Here is a 13,324-nt window from a genome sequence, read left to right as displayed (position 1 = left end):
AAAAGCACGTTCGCTCAACAACTGAACGCAATGAACGGTTATTAGCCGTTTCGGAGCAGAAATCTGCCTAACCGTGACCCGTCTCATATATGAATGATCACCAAACTGCGGGAAATCACGGCCTCTATAGCTTTGCCACATTGAGCCGAATCCACTCTGCGAGTATGCTTTGCCGCAATGATACCGCCTGGAGGCAACATGAGTCTGAATATGCAAGAGTGGCGTGAAGAGACCACCGAGATCGTCAACGAACTGCTGGCCGATGGCAGCAATCCCGATGCGGATTACGACATCGAGCACCACTTCGCCTGCCAGGATTTCGACCGTCTGGAAAAAGCAGCGGTTGACCTGTTCAAGGCCGGTTTTGAAGTGACCGATGCCGAAGAGATGGAACTGGATGACGGCGCCACCATCTTCTGCTTCGATGCCACCATCGAGTGCAAGCTGGATGTCGAAGCCATCGTTGCCGATATCGAAAAGATGCTGCCCATCCTGGAAAAATACGGGGTGGACTACGATGGCTGGGGCACCTACTTTCAGGATTGATCCCTGCCACAAACAGAGAGGCCACCTGCGGGTGGCCTCTCTGTTATTGCAGACTGTCACAAATAACTGGCGGCAAACTGCTCGGGCGGCAACGGGGGGCTGAACAGATAACCCTGTAGCCGATCACACCCCGCCTGGGTCAGCCACAACTGTTGCTCGACGGTTTCCACCCCTTCTGCAGTAATGCAGATCCCCAGCTCATGGCCAAGTCCGATGACCGATCTCACGATGGCGGTGGTGGCACTGTTGCTGACCAACCCCTGGGTGAAGCTGCGATCCAGCTTGAGCGTGGCGACCTTGAGCCTTGGCAGATAGGCCAGCGAGCAATACCCGGTACCGAAATCATCGATGGCCAGTTGAAAACCGGCGGCGATCAGGTTATCCAGGTTGGTCTCGATCTCATCGGCATTCTCCATCAAGACTCCTTCAGTGATCTCCAGCTCCAGCTGGCCTGCATTCAGACCATGACGGGCAATGCAGCCCTGCACCTGCTTGCAGAGCGCCGGATCACGAAACTGCAACGGCGAAAGGTTGATGGAGAGTACCATATCCGGCTGATCGGTTTGCCACTGGGCCAACTGAGCACACCCCAACTCCAGCATCAGTTGACCAAGTTGGCCGATGATCCCCATCTCTTCGGCCAGTGGAATAAATTCTTCCGGCGAGATCATGCCAAGTTCAGGATGCGGCCAGCGGCAAAGCAATTCTGCACCACAAAGCTGATGGGTTGTGCTGCTGATAATGGGTTGGTAGACGGCAACCAGCTGGGATGACTTGATGGCGAGCGGTAACTGGGCGGCGATCAGTTGACGCCGCTTGAGCCGGGCGTGCAGCGCCGGATCAAACAGAGTGCAGTACTGCTGCTGCCGCTTGCCCTGCGCCAGCGCCGCTTCAGCATGGCTGAGCAACCGCTCGGCATCGCTTGCCCGACCCTGAGCCAGCCCCAGAAACACCGGGATCTGGATACGATGCTCTTCCACCTGATAGTACTCCATCAACTGCTGCTGCAGATGCTGGTTCCACTCCTGCAACGGCTCGTTGAAATCGGGGAGTAACAGACAGAAGTCATCGGCAGCCACCCGGCAGAGCAAGGTTCGCGGCGGAACCAATTGCTGTAGTCGCTTGGCCACCTGGCTCAGCAGGCGATCAGCAATCCGGATCCCGAAGCGATCGTTAACCTCACGAAAGTGGTGCAGATCGACCAGCACCAGTGTGGCGCTGCGGCCCCCCAAATGGCGGCTGGTCTGCAAGAAACGGGAGAGTTTGAGCAGCCCGGTGAGGCTGTCGTAGTGCTGCTCCTGCTGCAACTGTGCCTGAGTGGTGCGCAAGCCAGTGATATCGCGCCCCAGCGTCAGGATCCCGAGGGAGTGACCATCCCCATCGGGGACATCGACCCGGGTGATCTCCATATGCCGTCCCTGCCCTCTGGCATCCAGCAGACAACATTCGCCGTGGCCCATCCCTTGGGGTGCCGCCAGCCGGAACGGCAGCTGCTGACCCAGCACCTCATCCGCCCCCTGACCAATAAAGTCGAGAAACGCCTGGTTGCACTCCAGCAACACACCGTTGTGATCATCGAAACGGATCAGGTCAGGGATGGCATCGAGCAGAAAACGCTGCAACACCTGCTGTTTTTTGACCGTCTGTTCCAAGTGCTTGCGCTGGGCAATCTCGTTGACCATTCCGAATACGGCATATGGCTCACCCTGAGCCGTGTAAAGCGGGATCTTGTGCACCTCCATCCAGCAGGTCTCACCGCCCCGATTACAGTGCAACTGTTGATGAAGCAAGGGAACGCCCCCCGTCAGCAACTGTGCGTCCTCGGTACGAAATACATCGCCCCATGGCATCTCTGCATCACTCTTGCCGACCACCTCGGCGGGTGAACCCAGCTTGGCCTCAATGGCAAATTCACGATTGGCAAACAGGTAGCGACCATGCCTATCACGACAGAAGATACTCATTGGCAACTGGTCGATGATCTGCTGAAGCAGATCCGGGGTAAGCATGTTGGTCACAGGGGCGCTTATGGAGGAATTTCGAGCAAATCTATGATAGCAAACCAATTTTGTAAAGCACCCCCGGTAACCCCTCCGTTTACACCGATGCAGCACGCATGCTGACAGAGGTTGTCGCTCAGGTGATAATAGGCACCGGTTGGCCAATGGCCTGATAAATGGACGAGAGAAGCAAGATGAAAAAGATGATGGGGTGCGCATTGGCGCTGCTGCTGGCAGGTTGTGCTGGCGACAATAACGGTGGTGAGGAGTATCGCTACAACCCGCCGGTCGCCAAGGCGACCAACAATACCCAGGAGATGGCGATCCCGGTGGATCTGGTGTGGGCTCGCGCCGAAAAGTGGTTCACCGACCACGGCCTCACCATCGAAAACAGTCAGCGCGGTGCCGGCCTGATGACCGCCAATGTCAACCAGTCGGCCGACGGACTTGAGTGGCTGGACTGCGGCACCATGGGTTCCAAAGTAGCACTGGGCAACCCTGACCTGCAGATCAACCTGATCATCACCCAGAGCGGCAACAGCAGCGTGGCCACCGTCAACGTCAAAGGCAACACCGAGCTGTTCTTTGTGGAATCCTCAGGCGAGCGCGTATCAGCCCCGTCCATCAAGCCGGTCTGCGTCTCCCGCGGCACCCTTGAGCAGAGCCTGTTTGCCACACTCGGCAACTAATTTCGCCTCCCTGCCAAGATAAAAAAAGCGGCAGATTGCTCTGCCGCTTTTTTACTGTCCCGAGTTGGGCTTACTTGTCGATATCGAGCATGTTGTTGGTCAACATGTAATCGATCACTTGGTTGGCAGTAGTACCTGCCCCCCCCGTCAGACTATCGAAAGTATGGTTCATCAGCACTATTTCCTGAGTCACCGACGCAGTACTGCTCTCCTTGACCTGTAGATGTACCCCTTCATTGTCCTGGAACACCGACAGCAGGCTCTTCAGATCGTTCTGGTTACGAGAACCGTCGTGATCCAACAGGTCGCTCAGATCCAGCTTGTCACCTTCCGCCTTGGAGAAGTCGACCACGTAATCCTTGGCAACGCTGCCTGCGGCGGTATCGCCCTGCAGCCAGGTGAAGGTATCGGCACCGCTATCCCCCTTGAGAATGTCATTGCCAAGCCCGCCAACCAGGATGTCATTGCCCAGACCACCGATCAGGTTATCGTCGCCAATACCACCAAACAGGGTATCGTTGCCGCTGCCACCGTACAGGGTATCGTTGCCGCTCTCGCCATACAGGGTGTCGTTGCCGGCACCACCGAACAGGATGTCGTTGCCGGCACCACCGAACAGGAAGTCATCGCCACCCTGACCGAACAGGATGTCGTTGCCATCCCCGCCAATCAGCACGTCCGCCTTGTCATTGCTGGAGGACTGATCGAACTCGCTGGCATGGTCCGTGATGTAGTCATGGACCTGGGCATCGGTCACCGAGCCTGCGCCCAGCTTGCCGGCCACATACTGCTTGATGGCCGCGTAGCCTTCACCGTTGATACCGGCGAAGTGGATGGCATCCCCGAACAGGATGTCGTCGCCAGCACCGCCGTCGATCCGGTCACTGCCCGGCAGGTTATTCACCGAGGTGCCCAAGATGGCGTTGGCCAAATCGCTGGCGTTGACGCCGGTCATGATGACGCCGTCAGAGTCATAGGACTTGAGATCGTTGTAGGAGATGTTGGCCCCCAGTCCGATCGCTTCTACCGTAACCCCCATCCCAGTAAGCAGCCCAAAACCTGCTACCGAGTTATTGATAGTTGAGCTGGAGGTAGTGCCGCCATCACCATCCAGTGTTGAGTAGGTATATCCCCCCCTACCATCCGGACGCATAAAACCGATCGGGTTGCTGTATCTACCATCGGCATACACTCGGCCAGCGCTGTCGATGATGGTGTAGCCATTGGAGCTATATACCCGACCCGGAATATAGGTGCCACCAAGCAGACTGTTGAGATAGACGTCATAGCTGCTACCTGAGAAATTCAATACCCTCGGGTTGGAGCCTTCGTTACCGAGGTAATAAGTTGGCTGACCATCGGTAATGAAATAGGACAGATTCTTGGCATTACTGTTACTTTGAGCCGTAGAACTACTGAACCAGTTAGCAACCGTCTTGAACACATCTTCATAGTTGGTCCCCCCTCCGCTACTCATGGAATCGATTACAGCCTGCAGCTGATTCAAGGCATTGCTGTCTTTCAGGTTCACACTAATACTGGCATTCGACAGAGCATCAAAGTCAACCAGCATGATGTTGACTGTACCAGCCCCTTCGCTACCTGCGCTCGCTTTGAGGCTGGCGAAGATCTGTTCCAACTGGCTCTTGATGGTGTTCATGGCGCTGGTGCCGATACTGCCCGAGCTGTCGACCATAAAGGCGATGTTGTAGTTCTGGCCCGGCAGTACCACGCTGCCATCCAGATCCCCGACCACGATATTGTGCTCGTTGCCATAGGTGCGGTTCTGATCGCCCGGCTCCCCTTCGGTGGAAAGGAAGTAGCTCATGCGGATCGAATCCTGATCCGATGCACTGCTGGTCTGATCGGTCGCCACTTCCTTGGCAATGGCTTCTACCTTGAGGTCGAACTGGCCGGCACTGCTGCCCGGCACCCGCAGGGTCAGACCGGTCAGTTTGACGTCCAACGCGCTCTGGTTCCACAGACCGGTCAGCGTCAGCGTGCCATCGGCCCCCACGGTACCTAGCACGGTGGAGCCCTGATAGAGGGTCGACCCCGTCGGCATGCCGGTCAGCACCAGGCTGTCGAACTGCTCGCTACCATCACGGTCGGTCAGGGAAGCAGTGATCTCGAGCGGGTAATCCACCACACTCGGCTGTACCGCCGTCAGGGTGCCGTCGGTCTGGTTGAACTGGTAAATGCCGTCATCAAACTGCACCAACTCGATGTCGTAGAGCGACTTGCTGATGGTGACGCCGTTCTCCTTCACCAGGAAGTTGAAACCGCCGTCACTTCTGCGCTCGATGACATAGTTGGCACGCGAGCCCATCAGTACGGCCAGGTCGGTACCGGCGCCGCCAAACAGGGTGTCGCCACCCAATCCGGCCACCAGGATATCGTTGCCGGTACCGCCGTCGAGGGTGTCACCTGAGGTGGAGTTGCCACCGACCAGCACGTCATTGCCAGCACCGCCGACGAAGTAATCGCCGCCGCCCTTCACGCTGACGATATAGTCATTGCCGTTGCCGCCCACCACTTGATCCTGACTGGTGGTGCTGTCGGTCAGACTATTGGTGATGCCAAAGTTGCCCTTGTTGAAGTTGCTGCTCTGGAACGCCCCGGTGGAGATGCCGGACGACAGGTACTGGGTATAAAGCGGGACGCCGTTGCCGGTCAGGCTGATGTCGACCACCGGCTTGTCCGCGACCGCAGTGATATCGATCACCAGCTTGCCTGAGTTACTCAGGTTGGCACCATCGCTGATCTGGTAACCCAGAGTGGCGTAGTCCCCTTGCTGGTTGCCCGTCGTCGTACCGCCACCATTGAGGGCATTGCTGCTGGATTCATTGAGACTAGGCACAAAGCGCAGATGGCCGCTGTCGATATCGGCGTAGGAGACAAGATCCCCCACCTTCACTGCAATCCACTGGCCAGCAGCGTTCAGGTATTCCAGCTTGCCGCTCAGCGGCAGGGTGTTGATCTGCACGCTCAGGTCAGAAGCGGCCTGATCATCGCTGGCACCAAACTGGGCCCACTTCAGCACCAGTGGCGCGTCCTCCTTGCCGGCACTGTAGCCACCCGTGGTCACCGGCGCCCGATCGTTGTCCACTATGGTGCCGGTCCCGCTCTGCCCACCGATGGTCACCGAGAGGGTCTCGTTCGTTTCGACCAAGCGATCGTTCACCGTCGGGATGGTCACAGTAAAGTCCGACACGCCGGCTGGTACCGTGATCTTGCCGGTAGTGCTGTTATAGGTCACACCATTGCTGAACTGGGCATTGCCCCAATCCTGGTTGGAGGCGGGGTTGTTGCCCGAACCACGAATGGCGAAATCGTATTCAGTCGCTTCCTGGGTCGCATCTGACAGGGTGACTTTGTGCAGCAGATTGCCCCCTTCGGTTACGCTCTCGCTGGAGACTCCCTGAACCAGCGGCGTGAAGAGAGGCTTGGTTGCAAAGGAGCCAATGCTGGCGTCGCCGTCACCATCCACCACCCGGACCTGGAAGTCGATGTCGCCATCACCCAGAGGTTTGGACATGCGCTGATACTGGAAGAACTCCCACTTGCCTGTGGCCGGCGTAAACTCCAGCTTGAAGATGAGGTTGCCGTCCGCATCCTTCCCGACCAGGGTATTAGCGCCGCTGGCGGTGATGGCGATGGCAGAACCGGAAGCCGTTCGCAGACCATTTTCGAAGGTTGCCGGGTCCATTACCAGCCCGATGGAGCCCTTGCCATCCGCCCCCCACTGCGGGGTCACGGTGCCAGAACCATAGGCGATTGCCTGCGCCGTGTTGGAACCGAGGAACTCGATGCTCTGTACGGTGAAGTCGCTGTTGTCGGAGGTATTGGTGCTGCCGTTGTTGGTCGCCTTGATCACCATGGTATCAAAGCCACCCTGCTGCACCTGGAAGTTCTGGTTGAACTCCCCACCCGATGCGTTGGAGTTGAATACCAGGGTACTGATCAGTACACCACCGCGATAGAACTCCACGACCCCGCTCTCCAGCTCGCCGCCAAACATCTTGCTGAACTTGATGTTGGCGCCGTAGGCAACCTTGCCCGCATCCAGCCTGACGATCAGCTGCTCGGAGGCGGACGATCCGTCGGCAAAGTGACGGAAGTCAATCTCGTTGGCGAGGTTGTGGTAAGGCGCAGCTCCGCTGGCCACCCCCAGCCCCGAGCTGGAACCGTTGACCACCGCCGTTACCAGTGAGGAGTCTGTTGCCGACTTGAAGCCCAGGGCGCTGATAGTAAAGCCCGCCATGTTCAGAGTGCTCTGGTTGCCACTGTACTTGGTCAGGTCAAAGAGCCCGGTCAGCACGTTCGGAATATCGGTCTTCACCACGGAAACGGCATCGCTGTTGTCAGCAATGGGGGAGTCGTCCTCAACGCTGACATCCAGCTTGTCCTTGGTGACGCCGCTGCCATCGGAGACCTCCACATCCAGCTGGAACGACAACTTGTCTTCCGAGGTCGTATCCCCGTGGTCGAGGGGACCTTTGAGGGTCACGTCATAGGTCCACTCACCCTTTCCACTGGCATTGGGTGCCGTCAGCTTGACCTCGACCACAGCCTTGTAATCGGCGCCGCCAATCACCCCTGTGTAGCCAACCAGCGTCTTGCTGCCCGCATCCCAGCTCCACTGGACCTTTGCCCCACCGGACGTCAGCCCGGCCGGTCCATTCAGGGAAATGTTGAGTGTGCTGCTGTCGATGTCGCCCACCGAGAGGGTACCGGACGCCTTGATGGCATTGGTGGTATCCGGATTGCCGACCGTGTCGGCAATGCCGTTTGCCAACCCCTCTTCAGAGACGATAACCCCGTTGGAGATGGTCAGCGTCGGCAGGTCGTTGACCGCATCCACCTTGATGGTCACGGTTGCGGGACTCGCATCCACGGCGCCGTCGTTGTCTACCGCCGCATAGTTGAAGCTGGTGTTGCCGTTCCAGTTCGCATTCGGAGTGAAGGTGAGGTTGCCGGCGTCCGCCACCGCAATGCTCTGATCCACGGTCACCGCCACACCGTTCAGATAGAGGATGCCGTTGGCAGGCAGGCTCTTGATAGTGAAACTCACCACGTTGCCATCAATGTCGCTGCCACTGAGGGTCGGAATGGCGATGCTGGCTGCATCTTCCTGGCCGTTTGCCTGCTTGTTCGCCGTCTCCGGCGCTTCATTCAGGATCTGCGCGTTGTCGCTGCCCGGCAGTGAGACGTTGCCCGCCTTGTCGGTCTGGGTCGCCGTCACCGTCAGCGACTTGCCGTTGGCCGGGGTCGTTTCCGTCCAGCTGATGGTGCCGTTCTGATAGCCGTAGCTCTTGCCATTGCTTGCCAGCAGGGTGCCATCGGCCTTGAGCGTCAATTGGACAGTGCTGTTCACCCCACCATTGTTGATGGTAAGCGTCACCTTGCCGCCCGCAACCAAGTCAGCATGATTGACCTCTGCCCGAACCTGGATCTGATCATTGCCAATCTCGCCCTTGGTCAGCATTTGGTCATTATTGGTGTCATCAACGATGATCACGGTCGGTGCTGAGGAAGCTACGCTGTCCAGGATCGCATTTTCGCTGTCGGTCGCCGGGTTGCCCGCCTGGTCGGTCACGTCCGCCTTCACGGTGAACTTGCCATCCGCCAGGCCGCTGGCGCCCAGGTTCACGGTGGTGCTGAACTTGCCGCCAGTCACGGTCGCCTCGAAGCTCACCGACTTGCCGTTCACGTCGGTCACGGTCAGGGTGACCTTCTGGCCATCTTCCACGTTGCTGGTCGCGCCCTTGAGCTCGACCGCCTTGGCTTCCGCCACCGACAGGTTGCCATCGCCAATCGCCGCCAGGTCGATGCTCGGCAGGTCAGCGTTGTCGCTGTCCAGGATCGCCTCTTCCTTGTCGCTCGCCGGGTTGCCCGCCTGGTCGGTCACGTCCGCCTTCACGGTGAACTTGCCATCCGCCAGGCCGCTGGCGCCCAGGTTCACGGTGGTGCTGAACTTGCCGCCAGTCACGGTCGCCTCGAAGGTCACCGACTTGCCGTTCACGTCGGTCACGGTCAGGGTGACCTTCTGGCCATCTTCCACGTTGCTGGTCGTGCCCTTGAGCTCGACCGCCTTGGCTTCCGCCACCGACAGGTTGCCATCGCCAATCGCCGCCAGGTCGATGCTCGGCAGGTCAGCGTTGTCGCTGTCCAGGATCGCCTCTTCCTTGTCGCTCGCCGGGTTGCCCGCCTGGTCGGTCACGTCCGCCTTCACGGTGAACTTGCCATCCGCCAGGCCGCTGGCGCCCAGGTTCACGGTGGTGCTGAACTTGCCGCCGCTCACGGTCGCCTCGAAGGTCACCGACTTGCCGTTCACGTCGGTCACGGTCAGGGTGACCTTCTGGCCATCTTCCACGTTGCTGGTCTCGCCCTTGAGCTCGACCGCCTTGGCTTCCGCCACCGACAGGTTGCCATCGCCAATCGCCGCCAGGTCGATGCTCGGCAGGTCAGCGTTGTCGCTGTCCAGGATCGCCTCTTCCTTGTCGCTCGCCGGGTTGCCCGCCTGGTCGGTCACGTCCGCCTTCACGGTGAACTTGCCATCCGCCAGGCCGCTGGCGCCCAGGTTCACGGTGGTGCTGAACTTGCCGCCAGTCACGGTCGCCTCGAAGGTCACCGACTTGCCGTTCACGTCGGTCACGGTCAGGGTGACCTTCTGGCCATCTTCCACGTTGCTGGTCGTGCCCTTGAGCTCGACCGCCTTGGCTTCATCCACCGACAGGTTGCCATCGCCAATCGCCGCCAGGTCGATGCCCGGCAGGTCAGCGTTGTCGCTGTCCAGGATCGCCTCTTCCTTGTCGCTCGCCGGGTTGCCCGCCTGGTCGGTCACGTCCGCCTTCACGGTGAACTTGCCATCCGCCAGGCCACTGGCGCCCAGGTCTACGGTGGTGCTGAACTTGCCGCCGCTCACGGTCGCCTCGAAGGTCACCGACTTGCCGTTCACGTCGGTCACGGTCAGGGTGACCTTCTGGCCATCTTCCACGTTGCTGGTCACGCCCTTGAGCTCGACCGCCTTGGCTTCCGCCACCGACAGGTTGCCATCGCCAATCGCCGCCAGGTCGATGCTCGGCAGGTCAGCGTTGTCGCTGTCCAGGATCGCCTCTTCCTTGTCGCTCGCCGGGTTGCCCGCCTGGTCGGTCACGTCCGCCTTCACGGTGAACTTGCCATCCGCCAGGCCGCTGGCGCCCAGGTCTACGGTGGTGCTGAACTTGCCGCCGCTCACGGTCGCCTCGAAGGTCACCGACTTGCCGTTCACGTCGGTCACGGTCAGGGTGACCTTCTGGCCATCTTCCACGTTGCTGGTCACGCCCTTGAGCTCGACCGCCTTGGCTTCCGCCACCGACAGGTTGCCATCGCCAATCGCCGCCAGGTCGATGCTCGGCAGGTCAGCGTTGTCGCTGTCCAGGATCGCCTCTTCCTTGTCGCTCGCCGGGTTGCCCGCCTGGTCGGTCACGTCCGCCTTCACGGTGAACTTGCCATCCGCCAGGCCGCTGGCGCCCAGGTTCACGGTGGTGCTGAACTTGCCGCCGCTCACGGTCGCCTCGAAGGTCACCGACTTGCCGTTCACGTCGGTCACGGTCAGGGTGACCTTCTGGCCATCTTCCACGTTGCTGGTCGTGCCCTTGAGCTCGACCGCCTTGGCTTCCGCCACCGACAGGTTGCCATCGCCAATCGCCGCCAGGTCGATGCTCGGCAGGTCAGCGTTGTCGCTGTCCAGGATCGCCTCTTCCTTGTCGCTCGCCGGGTTGCCCGCCTGGTCGGTCACGTCCGCCTTCACGGTGAACTTGCCATCCGCCAGGCCGCTGGCGCCCAGGTTCACGGTGGTGCTGAACTTGCCGCCAGTCACGGTCGCCTCGAAGCTCACCGACTTGCCGTTCACGTCGGTCACGGTCAGGGTGACCTTCTGGCCATCTTCCACGTTGCTGGTCGTGCCCTTGAGCTCGACCGCCTTGGCTTCCGCCACCGACAGGTTGCCATCGCCAATCGCCGCCAGGTCGATGCTCGGCAGGTCAGCGTTGTCGCTGTCCAGGATCGCCTCTTCCTTGTCGCTCGCCGGGTTGCCCGCCTGGTCGGTCACGTCAGCCTTCACGGTGAACTTGCCATCCGCCAGGCCGCTGGCGCCCAGGTCTACGGTGGTGCTGAACTTGCCGCCGCTCACGGTCGCCTCGAAGGTCACCGACTTGCCGTTCACGTCGGTCACGGTCAGGGTGACCTTCTGGCCATCTTCCACGTTGCTGGTCGTGCCCTTGAGCTCGACCGCCTTGGCTTCCGCCACCGACAGGTTGCCATCGCCAATCGCCGCCAGGTCGATGCTCGGCAGGTCAGCGTTGTCGCTGTCCAGGATCGCCTCTTCCTTGTCGCTCGCCGGGTTGCCCGCCTGGTCGGTCACGTCCGCCTTCACGGTGAACTTGCCATCCGCCAGGCCACTGGCGCCCAGGTCTACGGTGGTGCTGAACTTGCCGCCGCTCACGGTCGCCTCGAAGGTCACCGACTTGCCGTTCACGTCGGTCACGGTCAGGGTGACCTTCTGGCCATCTTCCACGTTGCTGGTCACGCCCTTGAGCTCGACCGCCTTGGCTTCCGCCACCGACAGGTTGCCATCGCCAATCGCCGCCAGGTCGATGCTCGGCAGGTCAGTATCCACTTCATAACCTTCGCTGTCGGTCGCGGTGGCGCTGTTGCCCGCCACGTCGGTGCTGGTCACGCTGGCATCGATGGTGCGGTCGCCATCGGCCGCCAGATCGCTGCCCGCCACCAGGATGGTGAAGCGGCCATCGGCAGCCACCTTGCCGGTGTATTCGGTGTTGTTGACGGTCAGGGTGACGGTGTCCCCTACCTTGAACTCGCCCGTCACGGTGCCGCTGACCGGGATCTGCTGACCCGCTTCAGCGGCGTTGATGACGTCGTCGGCGGTGATGTCGGCATCCAGGGTGATGGCCAGGTCAGGGGCCTTGCTATCAACACTGCCATCGTCGGTAGCGGTACCTGTGTTGCCAGACGGATCGGTGATGCTGGCCGTCACCTTATAGCTGCCTTCCGCCAGCGGAGTAGTGACATCTACGCTGTAACCACCACCCGGTTGCACGATGGCGGTCAACGTTTGTTGAGTGCCATTGGCATCGGTCACGACCAGAGTGACCGTGCTGCCAGCAGGTGCATCCGTAGTGCCCGTAATGGTCGGGGTGGTGTCATTGGTATTGTCAGGTGCATCAACAGTAATCACCGGAGCGGTTACATCCACACTGCCATCATCGGTCGCGGTGCCGGTGTTGCCGGCCGGATCGGTCACGGAAGCCGTCACCTGATAGCCCCCTTCGGCCAGCGGTGTGGCGACATCCACGGTGAAGGTGCCATTAGGTGTGACAATAGTGGTCAGGGTCTGCTGATTGCCGTTGGCATCGGTCACCACCAGGGTCACCGTGCTGCCAGCAGGCGCATCCGTGGTTCCGGTCAGGGTCGGAGTGGTGTCATTGGTATTGTCTGGCGCTACCACGGAGATGGTTGGAGGCGTAAGGTCAAATACCTCATCTTCTCCTGCAGCATCCAGCGGTGGCTCGCCATTGGTGTTGTAGGTGGTATCGAAGGTCGCTTCGGCAATGGTTGCGGAGCCGGTACGGTCGATGGTGACAAAACCGCCGTTGCCACTGGCTCCGGCGACACCACCAACCCCGCCACCACCGGCAGCAGGTGCACCGCCTGCGGCGGAGGCTTCAAAGGCCTGGGTCGGGTCAGCGCCACCCAAAATGGCTTCTTGCAGGGCACTGATATCATCGGGTGTGCCTGCGGCACTGTTTTGCGCCAGCTGGGGAGCAGCTTCCTCTTCGGCAGGCTCACTCTGCTCGCTGGCAGGTTGCACATTGAAAGACTGTCCGCCGCCCATGAAACTGGCGCCATCCGGCGACATGATCACCGCCCCTTTCGGCAGCACATCCCCTTCCACCAGCAACTTGCGGCTACCATCTGCAGCCACCTGATAAACTTGACCTTTGAGCTGGGTGACGGTTACGCCCTGTTCCAGAGTAACGGAATTGGTAATCATGTTCTCTCCTGAATCCTGATTTGCATGCAAAA

At 60.0% G+C, this 13,324-nt stretch carries 4 protein-coding genes; 2 read left to right on the top strand and 2 right to left on the bottom strand.

Annotated elements, in window-relative coordinates:
* Nucleotides 1–210: 210 nt before the first annotated feature.
* Nucleotides 211–546 carry a ribonuclease E inhibitor RraB gene (rraB, locus tag I6L44_RS00535; RefSeq protein WP_216954308.1) on the top strand — a complete coding sequence of 112 codons (336 nt, stop codon included), beginning with the start codon at nt 211–213 and terminating at the stop codon, nt 544–546.
* Between the two features lie 56 nt (nt 547–602).
* Here the strand turns inward: rraB and I6L44_RS00530 are convergent, their stop codons facing one another.
* The gene (locus I6L44_RS00530; protein ID WP_216952968.1) at nt 603–2,564 is read right to left on the bottom strand and encodes an EAL domain-containing protein; all 1,962 of its coding nucleotides are present in this window, start codon (nt 2,562–2,564) and stop codon (nt 603–605) included.
* Nucleotides 2,565–2,740: 176 nt separating this feature from the next.
* On the opposite strand from I6L44_RS00530, the gene I6L44_RS00525 reads away from it, so the two are divergent.
* Nucleotides 2,741–3,235 carry a hypothetical protein gene (locus I6L44_RS00525; RefSeq protein ID WP_216952967.1) on the top strand — a complete coding sequence of 165 codons (495 nt, stop codon included), beginning with the start codon at nt 2,741–2,743 and terminating at the stop codon, nt 3,233–3,235.
* A gap of 70 nt (nt 3,236–3,305) precedes the next feature.
* Here I6L44_RS00525 and I6L44_RS00520 read toward each other — a convergent pair whose 3' ends face one another.
* Nucleotides 3,306–13,292, bottom strand: coding sequence for a retention module-containing protein (locus I6L44_RS00520; RefSeq protein ID WP_216952966.1), 9,987 nt, complete (start codon nt 13,290–13,292; stop codon nt 3,306–3,308).
* Between the last annotated feature and the right edge of the window lie 32 nt (nt 13,293–13,324).

The sequence above is a fragment of the Aeromonas sp. FDAARGOS 1414 genome (genome assembly GCF_019047065.1).
GTDB classification, from domain to species: domain Bacteria; phylum Pseudomonadota; class Gammaproteobacteria; order Enterobacterales; family Aeromonadaceae; genus Aeromonas; species Aeromonas veronii_A.
The sequence above is the reverse complement of the archived record's forward strand: the minus strand, read 5'-3'. Positions and strand labels throughout refer to the sequence as shown.

Excerpts from the sequence above, each read along its gene's own strand:
- rraB (WP_216954308.1), top strand. The coding sequence starts at position 211 with ATGCAAGAGTGGCGTGAAGAGACCACCGAGATCGTCAACGAACTGCTG.
- I6L44_RS00525 (WP_216952967.1), top strand. The coding sequence starts at position 2,741 with ATGAAAAAGATGATGGGGTGCGCATTGGCGCTGCTGCTGGCAGGTTGT.
- I6L44_RS00520 (WP_216952966.1), bottom strand. The coding sequence starts at position 13,292 with ATGATTACCAATTCCGTTACTCTGGAACAGGGCGTAACCGTCACCCAG.